We start from the raw sequence: 22,379 nt of genomic DNA on the forward strand, positions 1-22,379 counted from the left end.
TGTGGCGGTGGCGTCTGGCCTACCACTAATACTCGGGTCTGTTGTTTCGATTTTCGTTTAAAAAAATACATTAAGTAATAATTGATTGAGCAATTAGGTTTGACTTGAGCATTAACTTACATGTGCGCGGTATAAACTTTGAGTGCTTTAAGATCAAACGGCTTTGTCCGTGACTAAGATATGTTTGATAGTGGCAAATAGTATTTTTATGTCTAACAAGACACTCCAGTTTTGGACGTAGTCGAGATCGCATTTAATTCGATTTTCCATCATCTCCTGGGTCGAAGTCTCTCCTCTATAACCATTTACTTGGGCAAGGCCGGTAATTCCCGGTTTAACCGAATGTCTCGCCATGTATTGATCAATCTTATGGCGAAAGTCATGATTGAGTTCGACTGGGTGAGGTCTTGGGCCAACTAACGACATAGTTCCGTTTAGCACGTTAATTAATTGGGGGAGCTCGTCAAGTGATGTTCGTCTTAACCATTTCCCAAACTTCGTGATACGAGCATCGTCTGTCACTGCTTGTCTGAATACTTCATTTCCACCGCTAAAATACATAGTTCTGAATTTGAATACATTAAACTTTTTGCCCGCAAACCCGTGACGAGGCTGAGTAAATAGCGTGGGGCCTTTGGAATCCAATTTTATTAGTATGGCGATGATCGTCATTACTGGCAGTGCTGCCAATAAGAGTATAGTTGCACCAACCTTATCCTCGAGGTATTTGAAGAAAATATTCACTTTTCGCGATTTCCGATGACCGGAGTTTAAAGTTGGAACCCCCATCACTGAATCCACCTTGCGAATGTCGAACCCTGCCAATAGAGGCATCTCTGGGATGTAAACAACCGTCGCTGAGACGTCGCTGATTAGTAGCTCGAATTCGGCAATAGGCTGATTGCTAAATACATCAGCGGTCAACCAGACTTCCGATACAGGAATCGACCTTTTAGAGTGACTTGAGTGCTCACGGATAAAATCTACTGATTTCCTTATAGCATCCTTGGGGTCTGATTCTTTGAGGACGTCAAAGCGCCGTAGCAGCGTAATGCCTTGGTTAGCTGCAGCCTGACTGGATAATTTTTCTTCAGCTTTGATGGCGGTTTGATTACCACCAATAATAACAATAGCTTGTCTTCCTAATGACGTAGAAAACATGCGAGCTAAAATAAGTCTAGAGGATAAGATGGCAGAGAGAGAGATTGCGACGGTGCCAATAAACCATATCCTTGAAAAGGATTGCCCCGTTTTAGTGAGATACATCATAGTGGTGGTGATCAACACTGCGATGGCTATTGCGCTAATTACTGCAGTTAGTTTCCGTGATGATAGTCCTGAGTTTGTGTCACCATAAAAGCCGGATATTGCTAATGAGTACGATGCAGACAGCGCATATATTGTTGTTGGGAGTATGTAGTCTGTCGCTAGCCTAAATTCGCCAAACCTAAGCCAATAAGCTAATACCGCTGCAAATATAATGGCGAAAAGGTCTAGCGTCTTATAATAGGGGGTGCTTATTGTTCGCATGGGTTTCTATTTAATAACTGTGATTATTTCTCTAATTATGTTTTGGCTAAACGGCAGAATGGTTTAATCGACTTGTTATACGCGACTATAACTTATTCAGTTTTATTGGCCTTAAATTAGTGAGCTCAAAAAACTGATGAGTTATGGTGTGACTGATTTAGCGGTAACTACTGAATACCATACGGTATGACGACGATTTTTAATTAAATACAAGCTAGGTTGTTGGTTTGGATGCCAATGGTTTGATTCATTGTAATTGTATCTCAAGAGGTATGGCGTAGTAATTAACGAGTAGTAGGATGCTTTGACTCAATAAGCTATATCATTGTAAATTAACTGAACAACTACTGAGGGTTACTTTTATGGCTATTCGGATTAACGATATTGCTCCAGATTTCACGGTGGACTCCACCGCTGGTACGCTGACTTTGCACGACTGGATTGGCGACAGCTACGCCATCCTTTTTTCACATCCTAAAGACTTTACGCCGGTGTGTACCACCGAGTTCGGTGCGGTGGCACAACTTGTTCCTGAGTTTGCTAAACGCAACACTAAGGTGATGGGCGTGTCGGTCGACAACGTTGAAGAGCACAAAAAATGGAAGCGCGACATTGAGGCTTTTTCTGGCGCGCCGGCAGACTTTCCGATCATCGATGATACATCGCTGAAGGTCTCTAAGCTCTACGATATGCTACCGGCTGATGCGTATTTGCCCGACGGTCGGACACCGGCTCATAGTGCGACGGTTAGAACCGTTTTTATTATTGGCCCTGACAAAAAGGTTCGATTAACAATGTCATACCCAATGTCAGTAGGGCGGAACTTTGCCGAAATATTACGTGCGCTAGATGCTGTTCAGGTTACTGATGGTGCCCCTATTGCAACGCCGGCGAATTGGATGCCAGGCCAAGACGTGATTGTTGCGCTTACCCTGAATGATGATCAGGCGAAAGAGAAGTTTGGAGAAATCGATACGAAATTACCGTATTTGCGTTTTGCTAAGACTCCAACCTAATTGGTGTGAAGTAAGGTTTATTGTAAGGCAGCAGGACACCGAGCGATGCGTTAGGTTTAACGTATCGCCCGACTGCTGAGTACGTCGAAATCGAACTAAGTTTAATGTGGGAGCTTAGAAATGAAGTTGTTGGCTCTTGCAGGAAGTTTGCGGAAACGATCGTACAACCGAGTCGCGCTCGAGGCACTGAGGGAGTTGGCGCCCAATAATCTAGAAATAGTGATCGGAGACATAAGCCGGTTGCCGCTTTTCAATCCTGATTTGGATGATCAGGTCATAGATGCCTTGGTTAACATTAACGTTCAGTTGGCTGATTCTGCGGGCTTGATTATAGCTAGTCCAGAATACGCTCATGGTATAAGTGGTCCAATGAAGAATGCGTTGGACTGGTTGGTCAGCGGAGTCGAATTTCCCGGCAAACCGATCATGCTTGTCAATACGTCACCGCGCGCATCTCATGCTTTAGCGTCTTTGAGAGAAGTGCTTGTGACGATGTCTGGTAGCGTTATTGAGGACGCTTGTGTGGACATTCCGCTATTAGGTAGCGAGCTTGATATGCAAGGCGTTCTTCAAGATCAGGTGTTGTCGGATGCTCTTAAAAACGCCTTAGATAGGTTCCATAAACGACTCTCTGTGACTAATTAGAACGTTAGAACGCTGTGGCTCGCTAGAACGCTGTGGCTCGCTAGAAAGGCTAATTGTGGCGTTGCGTAAAGTTGCACTCTTACAAAAACATCTGACATCGTTAGAAGTGATGTCAGATGTTTTATCTCATTTTGAGTAAGCCGTGTCGATGTCGCCTTTGCCAAAGTCCTCTTTGTTTAATGACTTGAGCTCTCGGTTGCGATGGGGTACGTCAAATAAAAATGGAAATTCCATGGCGCATGGCTCGCCGGCACAAGTGGCTGGGTGAAACTTTAAGTTGAACACGACCGTGGTTGCCAATTCGGCTAATTCCTCGGTTGGACTTTTGTAAACAGTCACTTTTTGCGCAACACCTTCCTCGTCGATATCGGCAAATAGCAATAGTTCGCCGCCACCACCGATCCTTGCATGACCTTGGATGAGAGGCTCGTATATTTGATTGACGCCGCCTTCAGGGAATGGCGGAATTTGATCTGGCTGTAGGCCTTGGAAATCAGCGCGATAGATCTTTTTCTGACGTTCGGACAGCTGGGAGTATTCTTTATTGAAGGGAATATAGGAAGTGGCTTCAATTGGCCGCAATTTGGACCCTTTAGGCGCATCGCCATACAGTTTATATAGCCTGTCCTTTTCGTTAGCGCTCGTTGTGCTAGGTGCTCCGAGCATGATTAGGGTAATAAAAATACCGAGCAGAGTGGTCTTGTGCATGATGCCTCCTATTGAACCAACTAACTGAATATGTCCGTTTATGTATATGTGTCCATTATCCTAGCACAAAATGCAATCGCTTTTTCTTGATTAGATATGAGCACTTGAGAGGCCCAGTTCTGTTATTTACTTTGGCTGCTAGTTGCTTGCTTCTAGACCGCATGAGTTCTTAAGGTAAGTATCTCGATGTCGATTTTGATAGTATGTTTTTTTGTATAGATGACAATCGTGTTATGGAAAAAATAAACCAATTCACTAATCACTTTTCTGGGTTTTGGCACAGTTTGCCGGTTCTGGGCCAATCTCTGCTTGCCGTGGTAGCGACAATTATATTTTTCTACCTAGCCAGGTTCGTAGTGCTGCAGCGACTTGAACGAATCGCTGCAAGAACCGACAATGATTTCGATGACCGCCTAATCCATTTCTTAAAACAGTTTTTATGGCTAGTGGCGCTGTTCGCAGGTTTGATTTGGGTGCTGAAAATTAATGGCATTCAAGTTGGACCCGTGTTGGCCGGTGCGGGTATTTTCGGCATCGCAATTGGCCTGGCGGCCAAAGAGACTTTAGCCGACATTCTGGCCGGTATTTTCTTGATTGCCGATCGGCCTATTCGGATCGGCGACCGTATTATTATCGATAAAATCGGCAAGCATTGGGGCGGTTGGGGCGATGTCGTTGAAATTGGCCTACGCCGTACGGTGATTCGCAACACTGACGGGGTCTTGGTGAACTATCCAAATGCGGTGCTGGCTGGGTCAACCATTAAGAACTTCTCGATGGATCCGCAGCCGGTGAGAGCCCGAATTCGCTTTCAAACCGAATTCTCTGCTAATCCTGCGCTTGTTAAAGAGAAGACCATTGAGGCGATAGAACGCGTGGAAGGTATTATTAATGGCACTACAACCGTGGTTATTCGATCTATCTGGGACGACGAACAAGGGCATTTGCTGTCAGGTGTTTTGTATGAAGCCCGCTACCGTCTAGAAGATGTAAAAACTCGAACTGTATTGCGATCAACTGTTCTTGAGGCTTTGATTGAAGTCTTTCAGGAGAATGATATTGCTATGGCCGCGTTGCCGATTAGGCAGGTATCTTCAGCTTAGCTTCGTATAGCTGAGGTAGCGCCAGCCGGAGGAACAACGCGACTAACGAGTTGCTAGTTACTCAAGACGTGTGAGTGGGTTCGGATAAATAAGAAGGGGAAAAAGAATGCCTCAAAGCATCGCTGACTTTGAGGCATCTGGTTCTTACTGTTTACAAACGAGGTTTCTCGAATGGGTTCAGTCTAATTAACGATCTTTGACTCGCCTTTACCAAAATCTTCTTTATTCAAGGATTTTAGCTCTCTAACGCGATGCGGTACGTCGAACAGAAACGGGAACTCCATGGCGCACGGTTCGCCAGCGCAGGTTGCAGGGTTGAATTTTACGTTGAACATTACGGTGGTGGCCAGTTCGGCGAGTTGTTCTGACGGGCTACGGTACACAGTTACTTTCTGAACAGTGCCTTTTTTATCGATATTGGCAAATAGTAAAAGCTCTCCGCCACCGCCGATTCGGGCGTGGCCCTTGATTAACGGGCCATAAATTTCCCTAGTGCCGCCTTTGGGGAATGGGGGAATTTGATTTGCTTGTAGGCCTTCAAAATCCGCACGATAGATCTTTTTTTGTCGGTCTGATAATTCAGTGTAATCTTTATTAAATGGAATGTAAGAGGTGGCTTCCACTGGACGCATCTTGCTGCCCTTAGGAGCTGTTCCATACCATTTATATAGTTTGTCATCGCTTTCTTCCGCGTGACTGATAGTAGATACTCCGAGCATCATTAGGGAGGTGAAAAGTGAGAGTAGAATATTTTTAGACATGCAGCGTGCTCCGGTTTTGCTAGCTTATAATTGAATTCTATGTATACCTGCTGCTCACGATATTACCATAAAGGGCTGCCGTTTTGCTGTGTCTGCTTATCACCGAGTGATCAATTGTCGGAGTTTGCTTAGTTGTAGTTTGTCATCTTTTTTTTAGTTTATGGCAAGATAGTTTACGACCTGGGTTAGCTGCTTCGTGCTCGGATTTGGCTCTGATGCAACTGACTCTTTTTCTGAAAATTTTGACACTGATGTAGCCGTTCAAGGCTTCTTTTGATTCCAGTCGTAATTGGTATTCGGCTGCGGACGCAGTGGCGCTATACAATACAAAGGGCACTAGGCAGCTCATTACTAAAGTTGTTTTTACAGGCATTATTTACCGCTCTCGTTATAGAGTGATGTGGCTTCAAACAAGCGATTCAGTTAACGTGCTTCGACTTTAAGACGAGGATCGTGATGAGTCTGGTGCTGACACGCTGAATATGAGAATAGAGGGGCTCATAACTTTTAGCCGATAACTTGTGAGAAGTGTTAACTCGCTTGATGTACCAAATTAAGGTACGAAGCAAGAACATTTTATGCCCGGCCTTGGGCTGGATCTTGGTGCGGAAAAAGCATCAAGCCTTGGAGTGTGTATACGGCGCTGTATGTGTCTATATTGGACGGGCTAAACGAATAGACCACCTAATGGCTATTATCATACCAAGCTGATTCAAGATTTAAAGAGGCCGATTAGTAATAATAAGAGTTCCTAGAGTAATCGGTGCGCCTATTGCTAGTTCAAGAATTCTTACTTACAAAGCGTACGTTTTGTTCGATAAACTAATTGACTACAACGGCACCGTGATTGGCTATGACTCGCCGGAATGACGATGGTGGCGGAGATAAATCAGTAGATTATTCGGAATCTAAGCCAGCTTTCTGATGTTTATCAATTATTCGTTTGACATTCGCCTAGCGACTATCTATCTTTACGATGGTAAACGTTTACCACATTACAATAATAAAAAGGCTCTAATGGGAAAACGATTACATGTGGCCGCTCCTGAACCGCTGTGGTGAGGAGATCAAGTTGAGAACCAAAGGAAAATTTGAGTATGAATACACCTAAGAGAAAAACTATTGCGCTCGCCGTCGCCGCGAGCTTGTCCATTCCGGCATCATCTGTGTTTGCTGCAGACCTCGAGGAAATTGTGGTAACGGCTACAAAACGTGCCACTAGTCTACAAGATACGCCGTTGGCGATTTCAGCATTTTCGGGCAGTGATCTAGAAGAAAACCATATAACAAACATTTATGACCTGCGTGCCATGGCACCAACTTTGCAGGTTCGCCATAATGGCGATCACGGTGTGCCGTTGATCTTTATTCGTGGCCAAGGAACAATTGACCAAACTGAAGCGGGAGACCAAGCGGTTGCATTTTATACCGATGGCGTATTCTCAGCTCGTTCGCAAGGTTCAACTGCCTTGATGTATGACATGGAGCGCGTTGAAATTTTACGTGGCCCGCAGGGCACATTGTTTGGACGTAACTCAACTGCTGGTGCGGTTAGCCTAGTAACGGCTAAGCCATCTATGGATGAGTTTAAAGGCAAAGCCAGCATGACTTTCGGTAGTCGTGATAAACAAGAAGTTCGTGCAGCAGTGAATGCGCCGATTAGTGATACTTGGGCGATTCGTGTGGCTGGTGTTATCGACCAACAAGATGGTGAGACTAAATTCGCCAGCGGCAATGAGTTCGCAACCGCGCGTAACTATGGCACACGAGATATGTCATCGTTCCGAATCAGTTCTTTGTTTGAGCCATCTGACAACGTTTCATGGCATTTGTCGTACGAGAACTTCAATAACAATGGAACCGGTGACGTTCCTACGTTTGATTTTGACAATCGAGTACAAAACCCAACCGCTGCCGGCAACATTGACCTGTCCAGTGACGTTATTCGTACTCGCTTTGACTACGAGTTTGATAATGGCCTAACTGCATCGTATATCGGTGGTTACACTGAAATGAGTCAGAGCCAGATTTATGGCAACGAATTTCAAGGTGATACGCGTGAAACGGTATCGTCGGGACACACCGCAACACAACATGAATTACAGTTGAAAAACTCGGATGATTCCAAGTTCCGTTGGACAGCTGGTTTGTTCTCGTTCGAAGAAGAAAACGATATTCGATTCGACATTCTGCATGGTAGCTGGGGATTTACTAGCCAAGATGGTGCGGGTCAATTCAACGCTGATGGCACGCCAAACAACACTGTATTGTCAACATTCGTGCAACCAAACCGCGGTTTGGATTCAACCAGTGCGTATTTTCAAGGCACATTGGATATAACGGATTCATTTAGAGTGACTGGTGGTATCCGTCATACTAGCGATGAGCGTAGCGATGTTGGTGGCCGAAGTATTGACTGTACGTTTGCGCAAGGTCCTGGACCAATCACTATCAATTTTCCAAACCAAGCGGCTGCCGATGCGTCTAACCAAGCGGGTTGCTACTATCGTCAAATCAATGACATGAAAGGCGACTGGTCAAATGAAACTTATTTGGCGCGTGCTGAGTGGGACATGAATGACGACGTATTGTTATTTTTGTCATACGCGACTGGTTGGAAATCGGGCGTGTTAGTTGATGGTAATAACGCCAGCTTAACCAACTCTAATAGCAGTCCAGATGTCGCTGGAAATAGCTTGCTAGTGCAAAACCCTGAAGAAAACGACAGTCTTGAGTTGGGTATGAAGGCAACATTGATGGACGGAAGAATGCGTCTGAATGCCAATATCTTCACTATGGATTACACCGACATGCAGGTGACTGCAGCGGTAATTAATCCTGTGACTGGTGAGTCAACATTGACTAAAACCAATGCGGGTTCAGCGGGTATCGACGGCATCGAATTTGATTCGACTATCTTAGTTGGAGACAACGGAACTTTCGGTATTAGTGGTGCCTATTTGGATGCTAAATATGAAGAGTTTTTGGGATCAGAGACAAACTTCAACAATCAAAATGGATTGCAATGGAATTCATGTGCTTTCGGTCAAGCGGCTGACGGTGGTTGTGTAGGTGGTGTTTGGGATTTTGCAGGCAATACCTTGCCAAACGCGCCTGAAGTATCATTTAGCGCTAGCTATAAGCACGAGTTTGAATTGGCCTCGGGTGGTGTGTTTACCCCACGCGTACGTTTGACATATCAGGATGATACCTACTTAACTCAGGAGAATCGTGGAGATCGTGCTCCAGGTACTTATGGTGCAACAGATCCCGGTGAGTCTAACTTTGATATTCAAGAGTCGTACACCAAGCTTGACTTGAGTCTAATCTACGCTAGCCCTGATTCACGTTGGACTGCGGAGCTTTATCTCAATAACGCTACTGATGAAGCGATTAAGCAGGAAGTTCAAATTGGCGGTACACGTACTGCTTACACTTGGGCACCGTCGCGAGAAGGCGGCTTACGTTTGAGCTATAACTTCAACTAATTTGTGTTTTGAAGTCCCATCACTACCTCCTCCTTTGGTAGTGATGGTTTTGAGCCCGACCAATTGCTGGTCGGGCTTAATTTTATCGGCGTTGGTAATCCCCGCAGCTTAACTGTGTGAGTTATTATCAGTGCGAATTTAACTTCCATTCGATACGTCAGCTATGACCAATCAACAATCCAACAACCCTGTCCAGAATGTTGTGATCGTGGGCGGCGGAACGGCGGGCTGGATAACTGCCGCTGCATTTTCTCGAGTTCTGGTTCCCCAAGGCTATAACGTAACGCTTATTGAGTCTGATGCCATCGGCACCGTTGGAGTTGGCGAGGCGACGATCCCCCCGATTCGCGATTTTCATCGAATGCTAGGTATTAATGAAGCGGACTTCGTTAAGGAAACCCAAGCTACCTTTAAGTTGGGAATAGAGTTCAATGGTTGGTCCAATCCTGAATCTAGGTATTTTCATCCCTTCGGTGAGTACGGAAGAAAATTAGATTCGGTGCAGTTTCATCAATATTGGCAGCGGGCAAGTTCGTTGACGGACTGTGGAGAACTATCGGACTTCTCGCTATGCAGCGTTGCCGCTTATCAGGGAAAGTTTGCGCCTACCAGTCAAGACCCCGAGTCGATCCTTTCGGGTATCGGTTACGCGTATCATTTTGATGCATCTCGCTATGCGCGATTTTTACGAAGTTATTCGGAACAACGTGGTGTTCGTCGGGTAGAGGGTAAGGTCGTCGACGTATTGCAAAATGCAAATAACGGCTTTATCGAGGGAGTTCAGCTCGAATCCTCTGATGTGATAAAGGGGGATTTCTTTATCGACTGTACTGGTTTTGCGGCACTACTAATTTCCAAAACATTGAATGTTGAATACGAAGACTGGAGTGATTTGTTACCGGCGGACAGCGCGGTAGCAGTGCAGTGTAAAAAGAGTTCGACTCCGATTAGGCCGTATACTCAAACATTCGCGCAAGACGGTGGTTGGCGCTGGCGGATTCCGTTGCAGCACCGTACCGGCAATGGCTTTGTATACTCCAGCAAGTTCACATCCGACGAAGACGCGGTTAGTACATTGCTAGCGGGTCTCGATGGTGAGCCCTTGAGTGAACCTCGAAAGCTCAAATTCAGAACAGGTAAACGCCAACAAAGTTGGTCACATAATTGTGTCGCAGTGGGGCTGTCAGCCGGTTTTCTGGAACCGCTTGAGTCGACATCAATTCACTTGATTCAAACAGCCGTTATTCGACTTCTGAGTATGTTCCCAGGCAAAGAATTCGAGCCAGCTCAGATACAAGAATACAATCAGCAAGTGAACGACGAAGTGGCCTTCATTCGCGACTTTATTATTCTGCACTACCATCTAAATGATCGCCCTGAACCGCTTTGGACATATTGTCGAGAGATGTCGATACCGGACAGCCTTGCGCAGAAAATCAGTCTATTCAAGTCGCGCGGTCATGTTGTAGAAGCTCAATATGATTTGTTTAAAACAGCGAGTTGGGTTGCGGTTATGCGTGGTCAAGGTGTTCATCCGAGCTATTACGACCCGATGGCTGAGAGCAAGCCCGAAAAACAATTGCTCGGAATTATGCAGGAGTTAAAAGCGGCTTATCAGCGAGCCAGTGAAGCAATGCCTGCGCATGACGAGTTTATTGCACAACACTGCCAAGCGGCCGTTCCGAAATAGCTAGCTGAATAAATCAGCGATCAGCCTACACAGGCAGTCCACTTAAGCCGTATACACTCTCGCTATTGTCAAGCAACAGGAGAGTCAGCTATGCGGGGTCTGATTTTTGTAGTGGTTTTAACGTTTTGTCTACCATTGTCAGTGCTTGCGGTCGACGAGCCACCACATACGGTGGTGCTTAAAGACCATAAGTTTGAGCTGCGGCAATATCGCGCCATGTTGATTGCTGAGGTAACAGTCACTGGCGATATGCGGCGTGCCGGGAATAGTGGTTTTAAGCCTTTGGCGGACTATATCTTTGGCAATAATACATCGGCTGAAAAAATGCAGATGACGGCGCCAGTAACGCGTACTGAGTCGACTAAAATTGCAATGACGGCACCGGTGACTCGTGTCGAAAATGATGATAAAAGCTGGACTGTAGCCTTTGTGATGCCGGTTAAATGGACTAAAGAAACTCTGCCGCAACCCAATAATCCGGATATTTCTATTCGTGAGGTGCCGGCAGAATTAATCGCCAGTATCCGCTTTTCAGGCCGTGGTAGTGAAGTTAGCCATAAGAAAAAACAGCTTGAGCTAGAGCAGTGGATCGACCAGCAAGGTTATGTGGTCGCCGGAGAGCCACGCTACGCTGGCTATGATGCACCATGGGTGCTATGGCCATTGCGGCGCAATGAGGTGATGATTCCGGTGGTTAGTGAAAATCTTTAGTTCGCGCTGGTAGGTGCTGATCACGATGTAACAAACCTTTCGGCTCGACAATTGACTGCGTGTCGAGCAGACCGAATAGCGCCGAGAAGCATGGACTCTTCAGCGGTATTAGTATTCTTTGCGAGACTGACTTGATTGCAAGGCAGTTAATTTTTTCTCGTATAGCTTTTTAGCGGGATCATTTTCTGCCGTCTTGATGGCACGGAAGAAGTCTTTCTCGGCGCTGACATTAGCGCCATTCTTGAAATTGGCTACCGCCGAATAGAGATGCAGCTCATGTAGGTCAGGGGCGATGGCAAGCGCGCGCCGATAATTCAAGACCGCAACACCGTAATCTTGTTGTTGTTCGGCTTCTTGTCCTGCGCGGATGAATTCAGCTAACTTGTTGGAATTGAGTTTTTTTATTTCTTCACTCACGGCAGCGAGTTCTTCGAAACGTTTTTCGCTTTTGAGTATGGTAGATAAATTGCGTAGAAAAATCGCTTTGCTTGGATGCCGCTGAGAACCGTATTGGTAGATCGATTCAGCGGTTACGTTATCGCCAAGCCTGCGGTGTAATATACCAAGCGTATTAAGCGCTGATAAGCTATTAGGGTTAATCGAGAGTGCGTGTTTGGCATGCGAGAATGCCAAATTATATTGTCGCTCAGCAGCATACTCGACCGCCTTATTGCTGTAGTACATTGAGTCTTTTTCATGCGACGGTATTTGGTCGATGTAGCTTAGACCGTCAGTTTGAAAATAGTCGATACGTATTGAGCTGTTCGACCGAAAAGCTCCCTCTGCACTCTCAACCCATGGGCCATGAATCACAGAACGCATATGGTCTGATCTAATTAACAGGTCATTATCAAGGCTATAAACTGGGTTCTGCTCAAGCAGTTGATACTCAATATTAATACCCGACAGTTTGGCAAATGCATCGGTTACCAACACCAATGACAGACAATTTCCAGACATTGATTGCAGGGCTTTTTCGGCCGTTAGGGTTTTTTCTGAGTATTTAAACTGATCTAAGATGATCCCCAGGTAATTGGCGACGCGTTCATGAGGCGGCGTTTGTTGATTAATAGGGGCATTGAAGTAATTCAAGAAATGCGCTTTTTGCGGTGCGCTGAGGCTAGTAATAGCACCGGGCTCAATCAGCGATATTTCGGTGAAAAGTTGCTGATTAAATGTCGGTAGTGCCGTTTTTGATTGGCCTTCAGTCGGGCGAGAAACTGGAGCATGACTGACGCAAGCAATCAACGTCGTAGCCATGCCAAGCAGGAAAATATGACGAAAAAAATGGCGGTAGACGCTGCTATAACTTGTGTTTCGTCGCTTTGGCATTGATCAGTGCTCCTCTTTAAATAACATGGCTAACAGGATTGTGTGAAACCAGCTTGTTGTCTAACGACCGGTGCAACACGGCGTCGTGCTATGGTTCCGCCATTACCCAACTAGCAATATAGAATAGCAGACTATACGTTTTATGCTCGAATGGTTCGGAGCGCTCTCACGCATAGCCATGCTAGGTGTCTATTTTTGCTAGCGGTTTACTTCAAGGGCTGATTGGTTGTCGTAGTTGTTGGACGACTGTAGAGTTTTCTCGACATTATATTGAACAAATGTTAACTCTCTAATGAATGTCACTTAAGAGACAGCCTTAAGTTGAGTAAACCGTAAATTGACACTTTGTCGTATTGTTAGCGGCAATTTAATCGATATATAGCACCTTAGCGCGAGGCAGAGTTTGAAGATGATACCGTTAAAATTAGGAGCAAAAGTTCAAATGCAAATGAAGAATTGTTGTTTGTTAGCTCTATTAGTCTTTGGCGGATCCATGCATTGTGCGGCATACGGCGCCGCCAATACCTTTCAAGTTGGTTCGGGCACTATTCACGATACCTTTGCTAACAACTCGTTTGACGAATTTCCTCTCTCGCCTGATTTCGCTGATACTCCGGCAGTCTTTATTTTAGGCAATACCGCTGGCAGTAATAGTTGTGAAGTTCGGTTGCAGAATATCGATACCGACTCATTTGAAGCGGTATGCCCAGAGGATAGTTCTTGGGACGGAGAGCACGCGGCGGTTCCGGTGCAGTTCGCGGCGATTGCTGAGGGCGTTCAAACCATACCGACTAATAACGGCGGTAGTGTAACGTTTGAAGTGGGTTGTGTGACCACCAATGCTGTGCAACATAATTGTACCACCGGCTGTGATACTGAGAGCTACGAGCCGATTATGTTCAGCTCGACGTTTTCCTCGGCGCCGGTTGTTATTGCCAATATTCAAACGGTGGAAAACATGACCTTAGGTGCGCCACCGAGCAACCCAATTGAACCAATGTTATCGGTCGCGATTGATGACATTACTGGCACTGGATTCAATTTAGCGTTGGACTTGAACAAGGAAGACAATGTTGGCAGCCTGAATGATGAAAAGATCTGTTGGTTGGCGGTAGAGGAAACCAGTCACTGTGATCTTGTCGGAACCGACGACACGCTCAACTTTAGTGCGATTGGCGGCCCAGCTTCAGTCGCCTTTGAAGCGATCATAACGCCCGACAATATTGACGGTTGGGACAATAATTGTAACAACACAGAAGAAGCGACCTTTACGCCAGGTTGTTTTACCTCAACGCCGGTAGCGATAGCGACTAAGCGCGGGCGTCAAGAGCCTGAAGGATGGCTGCGCTATTGCCGGCTGAATACAAGTGAACTGAGATTGACCATTGATGAGCAACGCGTCGCGGGGCAAAACCGTGAGCATGTTGACGAAACTGCCAGTGTGATCGCGTTCGGGTCTAGCTTTACCACGCCCGTATCGCTGGCTCGATTTGAAACCTCTTTAAACAAATCCAATCGAGTGGTGTTTGAATGGGAGACCGAGTCGGAATCTTTCAACTTTGGTTTTAATCTTTGGGCTGAGGTTGCCGGAGAATGGACGCAACTAAATAAAAGTATCATCGTTAGCAACACCGATGGGTTAGCCGGTGGGCAGTCTTACCGAAAGACGCTGAGGTTAAATCCAGACTTGCTGGCTGAGGCAACTGCATTTGGCCTTTCATCTTACGATACGAGCGGTTATGAGGAGTTTTTTGGTCCGTTTACACTCGGCGAAGAATACGGACAAACCTCTGAAATGCGCCCAATTGAATGGACCGCAATTCGCGCTGAATACAATCAACGGATGCAGCAATCGGGCTACCTCGAACTAAACGGTCGTTGGAAACGCTCAACGCGGGCTCGAAAAGCCATTCGTGATAAGAATGAATATCAGCTAGGTAAAGAAGTAATCAATCTGCTATCAGCTGAGCCTGGACTGCACCGAGTTTCATTTAGTGAGCTATCAGCAGCCGGCGCAGATTGGCATGGCATACCAGTCAGTGAGTTAGCTATCACTTACCAAGGGCGGGCAATACCTCGCGCCGTTCAATCGGATAACAGCACCTTTGATCAGGGTGATTCTATCGTCTATTACGTCGGTGATTTATCCGCTAAAGACGCGCTATATACACAAGAAATGGTCTACCGAATTCAGCGTGACTCGAGCAAAGCGATTGACGCGGATCGTGTGATGAGTAGCCCACAGGCTGATGCTACACGCTCTGCGAGTGTGCTAACTCCTTACAAAGTTAGTGATAATAATATTTACGTAGCGACCAGTTCTAATGGTGACCCTTGGGTTGATCGAAAGTTGCTCGCCTATGGTCGCGAAGCCGCTACTACTTATACGTTCAATATCACCAAAGCGATCGTCGATAAGCCTGCATTACTCACGGTTAGGTTGGTTGGCGGCATAGATTTTCCTTCAGTGCCGCTTGAAAATCCGGATCACCACGTGCTGGTTAAGGTAAATGGCCGAACCGCTGCTGCGACGCGTTTTGACGGTTTTCAGCATCAGCTAATCGAAGCGTTAGTACCGGCAAGTGATTTGCTCAGTGGGCTGAATACCGTGGAAATTGTGCTGCCTGGTGATACTGGTCAGATCGCTGACTTGATGTACATCAATGACGTTGAGCTAGCGGTACACCATCCGAGTGAATTGCTTGACCAAGGTGTCGTGATTCCTGCCGAATCGGACATCGAGGTGTATGACATCGAAGCGAATCTAGGTGCACAAGCGGCCGAGGTTTTCGCTTACCAATCGAGCGGTAATTTGGCGGTGCTGGATGGCGTTGAGTTGAATGGCTCGGTACTTTCGTTTTCTGCGCTAAGCGGGATCAAGCCAGACAATACCTTCTACGCGGTCATGACTGATAGTGCCTTCCGGCGTCCGTCGATATCACTAGAACGACCAATTAACTTTGGTACAAACCTAGGTGCGGACTATCTGATCGTTGCACATCCTTCATTTATTAATGCTGATTTACAACGTTTCGCTGCGGCTAAGCGCCGAGCTGGGCTACGAACCACTATTGTAAGTTGGTTAGATATTGTCGATTCGTATGGTTTTGGCATGCCGACGCCAGAAGCAATTCGAAACTTTTTAAAAAGCGCAGACCAACGTAATAAGATCAAGTATGTGTTGATTGTTGGTGGCCACAGTTACGACTATAACAATCACCTCGCGCTGGGCAATGTTAGCTTTATTCCGACGATGTATGAAAGCGTGTCCAAGGACTTTATGTTTGCGCCAACGGATACTCCGATAGTCGATATAACGGGTGATGGTTTGCCAAATAAAGCAATCGGTCGCTGGCCGGTAAGAACTGAGCAAGATCTGCGAAATATTGTAAATAAGACCTTACGTTGGCAGGCCGATAGTCACCTTTACCGTGGCAATGTGCTATTGCTAGCTGATGTCGAGGATACGGCTCGCGCGCAGAATTTCAGCTCGCAACTTGAAGAGCTAGCGACCCACTCGGGTATCTTATCGTCGGCCAATAACGTGCAGAGGATCTATCTTGATGATTATTTAGCCATCGACACGCCGACTCCTATTGCGGATGCGCGAGCGGACTTGCTTGGTCGATTTGATGCGTCGTCGGCTGGCGTTGGTTTGACCGTGTATAACGGGCATTCGAGCAGTAGTCGTTGGACCTTTCGAAACCTATTTAATGCTCAAGACGCTAGCGCAATGAACAACCATAGTAGCCCGACTTTCGTACTACCACTGGCGTGCTACACAACGCTCTATGAATCACCGTCAATGAATAGCTTGGCTCATCAACTTCTATTTGCAAGTGAAGCCGGTGCGGTGGCTTTATCTGGCGCGGCATACCTGAGTGAATATCGTGAAAATGCGGAGTTTGCTAACCGTTTGATATCTCAAGCCAAACACGGAAATATGACCGTGGGGCAGGCTATCTTAGCTGTGAAATCGAAAATGCAGCCGTGGAACGATATGGTGACAAACTGGTCGCTACTCGGTGATCCGAGCATTCGTCTTGCAGGATCGCAGTAAGCAATTTTCATCAAGATGTACCCATCAGGCGGTAGTAACGGGAGTCTAGCGCTGGTGCTGGGGTGCTCGAAGTTGAAACACTGTTTAACATCGGTAGTGTTCAGTTCTCATTATACTAAGTTGAGCTGTTCTGCTTACTAAGCAGAACAGGCCTTACAAACTAGTTTTAAGGAGATACCATGGAAATGATCCAAACCTACCTTCCGACCATTCAACAGAATGCAATGATATACGGCTTGAACTTCATCAAGGCAATAGCCATCTTTATCATAGGGAAATTCATTGTGAGCTTGCTGGCCAAAGCAATAGGAAAGGGCGTGGCTCGATCCGGTGCTGACCCCATGTTGGCGAAATTTGTGACTAATATTGCGTATGCATTAATGCTGACATTCGTAACCATTGCAGCAATTTCTCAGCTTGGTGTTCAAACCGCCTCATTAGTTGCGATTTTAGGTGCGGCAGGTTTGGCGATAGGCTTAGCACTACAAGGTTCGCTAGCCAACTTTGCGGCTGGTGTCATGACCATTATTTTCAGACCTTACAGCGTTGGCGACGTGGTTGAAGTGGCAGGACAAACTGGCCAAGTCGAGGAGGTTGATGTGTTTACCACCACACTTCGCTTGCCGGACAAAACTAAGATTATTATTCCGAACGGCCAAGCCTTAGATGGGCCGATTACTAATTTCACCGAGGCCGGCGATCGACGCATGAATTTGGCTGTGGGTATTTCCTACGATGCCAATATCCAAGAGGCTCGAGAGGTTATCTTAAAGGCAATCGCCAAGTCAGACTATGTTTTGGAAAGCCCCGCAGCGACAGTCGGTGTCACTGAGCTGGGCGACAATAGCGTGAATCTCACGGTGCGGCCGTGGGCTAAAGCGGCAGATCATCCGGCTGCAAGTTTAGAGTTGCTTGAGCGCATTAAAGTAGCATTAGATGAAGCGAAGATTGGTATTCCATACCCACAACGTGATGTGCATATTTACAATCATTAGACCTCGATAGTTTTGCAACACTTCGCGGCGATCATGATGTTTATGGTCGCCGTCCGGCGTTAAATTAGTATGTGCGCTGAATTTTATCTTCAAATCCTTAGCTATTTATCCACCGGTTGCCCCTGATAAAAATCGATACTGCGTTTGCTGATTTGAAGTTCATTTGAACCTTCGGCCATTACTCTCTTCCATATTCAGAATAATAGATATGGGAAATAGTTATGAATTTAGTTCAAGGTTTTATGCGTCGAGTGTTGCTTTGCATATTGGTGTCAACAACGCTTAACAGCAATGCCGCGCCGACGGCCAGCCAATCATTGGCTAGTGACTATCTGTCACAGTGGTTCTCCTACGACTCAAGTGTACCGATAGATCTAACCATGACGACCTTGGCAAGAGACCAAATCGGCGAACGTGCCGAGTTGCGATTTCTGAGTGACGATGGCCAAGCGGTCAATGGGCTGATTGCCTTTCCGAGCAACCATTCGTCGCTGAAACCTAAATTGGCATTTGCGTTGCATCCGATGGGAACCAATCAACAGTTTTGGTGGAGCGAGAGCAGCGCGCTTGCGGCTCAGAACCTAACGTCTCACTTACGGCAAAAAGGTTATATCGTTATCAGTTTGGATGCGCGACTGCATGGTGAGCGTGGCCGCCAAGGGTTCGGGCCGCGAGAGCTTATTGCGCGGGCACACAGCGACGAGCCTCGGCTTTACATAGACACGATTATTGGTTCAGTCAGAGACTACCGATTGGCATTGCATTGGGCTTTGCAGGAATTTGATCCTCAAGAAGTTCTTGTTATGGGGTACAGCATGGGTGCGCAAATGAGCCTGCTGCTAGCGAGTTTGGAGCCGAGTGTAACTACCGTGCTAGCCATGGTGCCGCCATACGTTGAGTCGGCGATCTCACCGGTTGCTCCACGAGTGCATGTCCCAGCGATTAGTAAAGCAAAGGTCTTATGGTTGGCTGGTCGTGATGATCCTTATTCAAGCAAAGATCAAACCGAACAAACATTTGAGCAAATCGGCTCTCAAGATAAAACTGTTGTCTGGTTTGATTCCGGTCATCGACTGCCGCCAGACTTTATTGAGGTAGCTTTGTCCTTTTTCGATTCGCTTCAAGATGGGGGCAGCAATGAGTAACCCATTAATTGCGCGTTCCATAAAGCAACAAATTAACACTGCGTCGGGTGTGATCTCAATTCTTGAAGATGTGAGTTTAGAGCTTAAGGTTGGAGAATCAGTCGCGATTCAAGGTGCTTCTGGCAGCGGCAAGTCTACTCTGCTCGGTATTTTGGCTGGATTAGATCTTCCACTGCATGGCAAGATTTGGATGAACGGTAGAGATCTAACTGAGCTGGATGAGGACGAGCGAGCCTTATTGCGTGCCGACCAAGTAGGGTTTGTGTTTCAGTCTTTCTATTTGATGGATGATTTAACGGCAATAGAGAATGTAGCGTTGCCCCTTGAACTATTTGGTCAGGCGAATGCATTTTCTAAGGCCGAAGAATGGTTGCAAAAGCTTGGTATGGGCCACCGTATGAGGCACTTTCCACGCCAGCTGTCGGGCGGAGAGCAGCAGAGAGTCGCATTATGTCGCGCTTTCTCAGTTCAGCCCGCAATATTGTTTGCTGATGAACCAACAGCCAACCTCGATACGGTGACCGCCGCGGCAGTTCTGGATCAACTTTTCTGTTTGCAGCGCGAGCATAGTACTAGCATGGTTATTGCAACGCATGACCGCGCTTTAGCACAACGTTGCGATCGTGTTTTACATCTGCGTTCAGGCCGACTCGTTGCGGAGGATCAAGCATGAATCAGCTTGTGCAGATAGCCATATTGATGAAGCGTTTAGGGCGTCGCACGCTTGCGCAGCGTGCCAATTACTTATTGAGCCTGAGTATTGTGGTGTGTTCCGGCGTAGCCGCCAGCCTTGGATTTTTTGCAAACAGTGTTCAGACTGCATTGGACAACGATATTGCGAATTATCTTGGTGCGCCGTTGGTGGTGCGCTCCGATCACGCTCTGCCGTTGCATGTGTTTAGGCAAAAGGGGCTTGAGCCGGTGGTGGTTACTAGTAGCTTTACTACCGGCGCGATTGGCAAAAGCTCGACATCAAATAACGTCTCTAAATTCGGATCGGCTAAACACAGCGCCTACCAAAGTGTCTCTTTGAAGGGGGTGTCGAATAATTATCCATTACAAGGCGATTTGATCATTCGAACCGCAAATGGTTCATCTAGTTTGCGTGTTTCTGCCCTCAAAACCGACTCAGTATGGCTCGACCCGCGTGCAATGACTGAGCTCAATGCGCACTTAGGCGAGCTTATTCAAGTTGGCGCAGCATGGTTGACGGTTGCCGGAGTGATCGAGCATGAACCTGATCGTTTAACTCAGTTTCAGCACGCACTGCCGCGAGCCATGGTTAATCTAGAGACATTGGCGAATACTAAGGTTAGTGTTGATAATGACCGAGGCAAATACCGCGTGTTGGTGGCGGGAAAGGCGGACGCACTATCGCAACTTGAGTCGCAGTTAGTAGCGGAGTTTGGTGATCAGTTTGAGATTCTAAAGCCGAATAAAGGACAACATCCGTTTTCACGCATCAGTGTTCGTGCAGAACGCATGCTCAGCGTGGTTCTGGTCTTAATCTTGTTAATGTGTGGCGGTGCTGCGGCAACGCTCGCGGGATATACGGTTCAGGGGTATGCCATGCCCGCAACGGTTTTACGCTGTATGGGTGTGAGTCGGCGAGCGGTTGCGTGGGCCCTGTGTTTGCAATTGCTGGCACTGGCATTGGTTATGGGTTTAGTCGGTTGTTTGCTTGGCTGGTTGGTGCAGCCGTTGCTTATCAGTGTTATGGAGCCGCATATGACCTTGATGGTGGCGCAATTTAATTGGAAGGGTTTGTTTGGCCCTGTTGGTATGGGCTTGGTTACGGTGATTGCGTTTGTCGTACCAAAGTTTCAAAGCCTTGGCTCCATGCCGGTGACCAGGGTGTTGCGCGGTGATATTGAGCAACCTAAGCGTTTTTATTCAACCACATTATTTGCCGCGAGCATTGTGCTTGGTATGTTGTGGTACAGCAGTGACAATCTACAGCTAACCATGATGTTGGCCGGTGCGGTGATCGTTTTAATTGCTCTATCAATTGGGTTTGGCTGGGGGCTAAGTAAATTATGTGGGCAGGCACATCGACTGTTGAGTGGCCCATTGAAAGTAGCGGTGCGTTCAATTGCACGCTCGCCGGGACGACATATGACGGCCTTGGTGAGTGTGTCTATTGTAATGATGGCAATTTTGATGACGGTCACTCTGCGTGGTAGTTTTCTGGATATGTTACAAGTTCAGATGCTCGAGACCGACGGCAACTATATTTTTACTGGTTTGCCGACTGAGCACGGTGACGAATTTAGAGAACTCATTGAGTCTCGCGAGGCCATGTTAAAAGGCATGTATCCAACGGTGTCGGCTAAGCTCGTTAGTATTAACGGCGAGGCCATTGAAAGTGCCTTGAATAAGGAAAGTGATACACGTGAGGAAACGCGATCTAAAGTGCGTCTGTCATGGTCTGAAAGTTTGCCTGACAATAATAGCTTGTTAAGCGGTGTTTGGCCTGAGCCGGATAGCAATGAGGTTTCGGTAGAGCATGAAGTCATGACTGATTTGGGCTTGAAAGTTGGCGATCAGCTAGGTTTTCAAATAGGCGATGCTTTTCTCAGCTCGACAATTACCAGTCAGCGCGAGTATCGAGGCGGAGGCTCGCGTATGATGTTTTGGTTTATGTTCTCGCGCCAAGCTCTCGAGCCGTTTGAGCAGCGTTATATGGGTGGGTTACTGCTTAAGCAGCAAGCGCATGAGTTTCTCAGCGAGTTAAGTCAACGTTTTCCACAAGTTCGTATTACCGATCTCGAGCGTCAAATAGCCGGTATCCGCAGCATGATGAAGGCGCTAACCAGGTTGATGAATACGACCTTGTGTTTGTTATTGGCTGGCGCAGTGATGTTAATTTTGGCAACCTCTTTTGTTAGTGCGTCACACCGCCAAACTCAAAGCAGCTTGATGCGTGCGCTCGGGTTGCGACGGGCTCAGTGCTATGTCATGAACACCTGCGAACAATTGATGATTGGCTTGGTTGCGTGTCTGGTCGGAGCATTGGGTGTTCAGCTGATAGCTGGCATGATGTTTGATCAGCTGTTTGCCTTGCCATATGAGCTAGAGTGGGGGCTTGCTTTTAGTCTGGCCGCGCTGATATGCAGTGCATTTGTCGGTCTAGGTTGGCTATTTGCCTTTCGCCAATTACAACAAGCTGTCAAACTGTCATAGAAGCGAGGCGGA

At 46.8% G+C, this 22,379-nt stretch carries 15 protein-coding genes; 11 read left to right on the forward strand and 4 right to left on the reverse strand.

Going from position 1 to position 22,379, the window contains the following annotated elements:
* Positions 1–153: 153 nt before the first annotated feature.
* Complete coding sequence (locus tag DFR28_RS13490; RefSeq protein WP_113954883.1) at positions 154–1,530, reverse strand: exopolysaccharide biosynthesis polyprenyl glycosylphosphotransferase; 1,377 nt, start codon at positions 1,528–1,530, stop codon at positions 154–156.
* Between the two features lie 362 nt (positions 1,531–1,892).
* Here DFR28_RS13490 and DFR28_RS13495 point away from each other — a divergent pair, with 362 nt between their 5' ends.
* Positions 1,893–2,546 (forward strand): peroxiredoxin, encoded by a 654-nt coding sequence (locus DFR28_RS13495; RefSeq protein WP_113954884.1) that lies wholly within the window; start codon positions 1,893–1,895, stop codon positions 2,544–2,546.
* A gap of 120 nt (positions 2,547–2,666) precedes the next feature.
* The gene (locus DFR28_RS13500; RefSeq protein WP_113954885.1) at positions 2,667–3,191 is read left to right on the forward strand and encodes an NADPH-dependent FMN reductase; all 525 of its coding nucleotides are present in this window, start codon (positions 2,667–2,669) and stop codon (positions 3,189–3,191) included.
* A 126-nt stretch (positions 3,192–3,317) separates the two neighbouring features.
* Here the strand turns inward: DFR28_RS13500 and DFR28_RS13505 are convergent, their stop codons facing one another.
* Positions 3,318–3,899 carry a hypothetical protein gene (locus DFR28_RS13505; RefSeq protein WP_113954886.1) on the reverse strand — a complete coding sequence of 194 codons (582 nt, stop codon included), beginning with the start codon at positions 3,897–3,899 and terminating at the stop codon, positions 3,318–3,320.
* Positions 3,900–4,132: 233 nt separating this feature from the next.
* Here DFR28_RS13505 and DFR28_RS13510 point away from each other — a divergent pair, with 233 nt between their 5' ends.
* Positions 4,133–5,002: a mechanosensitive ion channel family protein gene (locus DFR28_RS13510; protein ID WP_170132100.1), complete on the forward strand. Its 870-nt coding sequence runs from the start codon at positions 4,133–4,135 to the stop codon at positions 5,000–5,002.
* A gap of 182 nt (positions 5,003–5,184) precedes the next feature.
* Here DFR28_RS13510 and DFR28_RS13515 read toward each other — a convergent pair whose 3' ends face one another.
* The gene (locus tag DFR28_RS13515; RefSeq protein WP_113954888.1) at positions 5,185–5,763 is read right to left on the reverse strand and encodes a hypothetical protein; all 579 of its coding nucleotides are present in this window, start codon (positions 5,761–5,763) and stop codon (positions 5,185–5,187) included.
* A 1,097-nt stretch (positions 5,764–6,860) separates the two neighbouring features.
* On the opposite strand from DFR28_RS13515, the gene DFR28_RS13520 reads away from it, so the two are divergent.
* From DFR28_RS13520 to DFR28_RS13530, 3 genes are all read left to right on the forward strand, one after another.
* Positions 6,861–9,251, forward strand: a complete 2,391-nt coding sequence (locus tag DFR28_RS13520) for a TonB-dependent receptor (RefSeq protein WP_113954889.1) — start codon at positions 6,861–6,863, stop codon at positions 9,249–9,251.
* Between the two features lie 163 nt (positions 9,252–9,414).
* A complete protein-coding gene (locus DFR28_RS13525) occupies positions 9,415–10,941 on the forward strand; it encodes a tryptophan halogenase family protein (RefSeq protein ID WP_113954890.1) in 1,527 nt (508 codons plus the stop codon).
* Between the two features lie 90 nt (positions 10,942–11,031).
* Entirely contained in the window at positions 11,032–11,652 is a 621-nt protein-coding gene (locus DFR28_RS13530) for an SOUL family heme-binding protein (protein ID WP_113954891.1), read from the forward strand.
* Between the two features lie 108 nt (positions 11,653–11,760).
* Here DFR28_RS13530 and DFR28_RS13535 read toward each other — a convergent pair whose 3' ends face one another.
* Positions 11,761–12,984 carry a tetratricopeptide repeat protein gene (locus tag DFR28_RS13535; RefSeq protein WP_113954892.1) on the reverse strand — a complete coding sequence of 408 codons (1,224 nt, stop codon included), beginning with the start codon at positions 12,982–12,984 and terminating at the stop codon, positions 11,761–11,763.
* A gap of 442 nt (positions 12,985–13,426) precedes the next feature.
* Between DFR28_RS13535 and DFR28_RS13540 the strand changes: the two genes are divergently transcribed.
* The 5 genes from DFR28_RS13540 to DFR28_RS13560 all read left to right on the forward strand — a co-directional run bounded on the left by DFR28_RS13540 (position 13,427) and on the right by DFR28_RS13560 (position 22,367).
* Positions 13,427–17,044, forward strand: coding sequence for a C25 family cysteine peptidase (locus DFR28_RS13540; protein WP_211316996.1), 3,618 nt, complete (start codon positions 13,427–13,429; stop codon positions 17,042–17,044).
* 179 nt (positions 17,045–17,223) lie between these two features.
* The gene (locus DFR28_RS13545; protein ID WP_211316997.1) at positions 17,224–18,039 is read left to right on the forward strand and encodes a mechanosensitive ion channel family protein; all 816 of its coding nucleotides are present in this window, start codon (positions 17,224–17,226) and stop codon (positions 18,037–18,039) included.
* Positions 18,040–18,260: 221 nt separating this feature from the next.
* On the forward strand, positions 18,261–19,184 hold the full coding sequence (locus DFR28_RS13550; protein ID WP_113954894.1) for an alpha/beta hydrolase family protein: 924 nt from the start codon (positions 18,261–18,263) through the stop codon (positions 19,182–19,184).
* The gene (locus DFR28_RS13555) at positions 19,177–19,857 is read left to right on the forward strand and encodes an ABC transporter ATP-binding protein (RefSeq protein WP_113954895.1); all 681 of its coding nucleotides are present in this window, start codon (positions 19,177–19,179) and stop codon (positions 19,855–19,857) included. The genes DFR28_RS13550 and DFR28_RS13555 overlap by 8 nt, the downstream gene beginning before the upstream one ends.
* On the forward strand, positions 19,854–22,367 hold the full coding sequence (locus DFR28_RS13560) for an ABC transporter permease (protein WP_113954896.1): 2,514 nt from the start codon (positions 19,854–19,856) through the stop codon (positions 22,365–22,367). Before DFR28_RS13555 ends, DFR28_RS13560 begins: the two co-directional genes overlap by 4 nt.
* Positions 22,368–22,379 lie beyond the last annotated feature (12 nt).

Origin of the sequence: Arenicella xantha, assembly GCF_003315245.1 — a bacterium.
GTDB classification, from domain to species: domain Bacteria; phylum Pseudomonadota; class Gammaproteobacteria; order Arenicellales; family Arenicellaceae; genus Arenicella; species Arenicella xantha.

Excerpts from the sequence above, each read along its gene's own strand:
- DFR28_RS13490 (WP_113954883.1), bottom strand. The coding sequence starts at position 1,530 with ATGCGAACAATAAGCACCCCCTATTATAAGACGCTAGACCTTTTCGCC.
- DFR28_RS13495 (WP_113954884.1), top strand. The coding sequence starts at position 1,893 with ATGGCTATTCGGATTAACGATATTGCTCCAGATTTCACGGTGGACTCC.
- DFR28_RS13500 (WP_113954885.1), top strand. The coding sequence starts at position 2,667 with ATGAAGTTGTTGGCTCTTGCAGGAAGTTTGCGGAAACGATCGTACAAC.
- DFR28_RS13505 (WP_113954886.1), bottom strand. The coding sequence starts at position 3,899 with ATGCACAAGACCACTCTGCTCGGTATTTTTATTACCCTAATCATGCTC.
- DFR28_RS13510 (WP_170132100.1), top strand. The coding sequence starts at position 4,133 with ATGGAAAAAATAAACCAATTCACTAATCACTTTTCTGGGTTTTGGCAC.
- DFR28_RS13515 (WP_113954888.1), bottom strand. The coding sequence starts at position 5,763 with ATGTCTAAAAATATTCTACTCTCACTTTTCACCTCCCTAATGATGCTC.
- DFR28_RS13520 (WP_113954889.1), top strand. The coding sequence starts at position 6,861 with ATGAATACACCTAAGAGAAAAACTATTGCGCTCGCCGTCGCCGCGAGC.
- DFR28_RS13525 (WP_113954890.1), top strand. The coding sequence starts at position 9,415 with ATGACCAATCAACAATCCAACAACCCTGTCCAGAATGTTGTGATCGTG.
- DFR28_RS13530 (WP_113954891.1), top strand. The coding sequence starts at position 11,032 with ATGCGGGGTCTGATTTTTGTAGTGGTTTTAACGTTTTGTCTACCATTG.
- DFR28_RS13535 (WP_113954892.1), bottom strand. The coding sequence starts at position 12,984 with ATGCCAAAGCGACGAAACACAAGTTATAGCAGCGTCTACCGCCATTTT.
- DFR28_RS13540 (WP_211316996.1), top strand. The coding sequence starts at position 13,427 with ATGCAAATGAAGAATTGTTGTTTGTTAGCTCTATTAGTCTTTGGCGGA.
- DFR28_RS13545 (WP_211316997.1), top strand. The coding sequence starts at position 17,224 with ATGGAAATGATCCAAACCTACCTTCCGACCATTCAACAGAATGCAATG.
- DFR28_RS13550 (WP_113954894.1), top strand. The coding sequence starts at position 18,261 with ATGAATTTAGTTCAAGGTTTTATGCGTCGAGTGTTGCTTTGCATATTG.
- DFR28_RS13555 (WP_113954895.1), top strand. The coding sequence starts at position 19,177 with ATGAGTAACCCATTAATTGCGCGTTCCATAAAGCAACAAATTAACACT.
- DFR28_RS13560 (WP_113954896.1), top strand. The coding sequence starts at position 19,854 with ATGAATCAGCTTGTGCAGATAGCCATATTGATGAAGCGTTTAGGGCGT.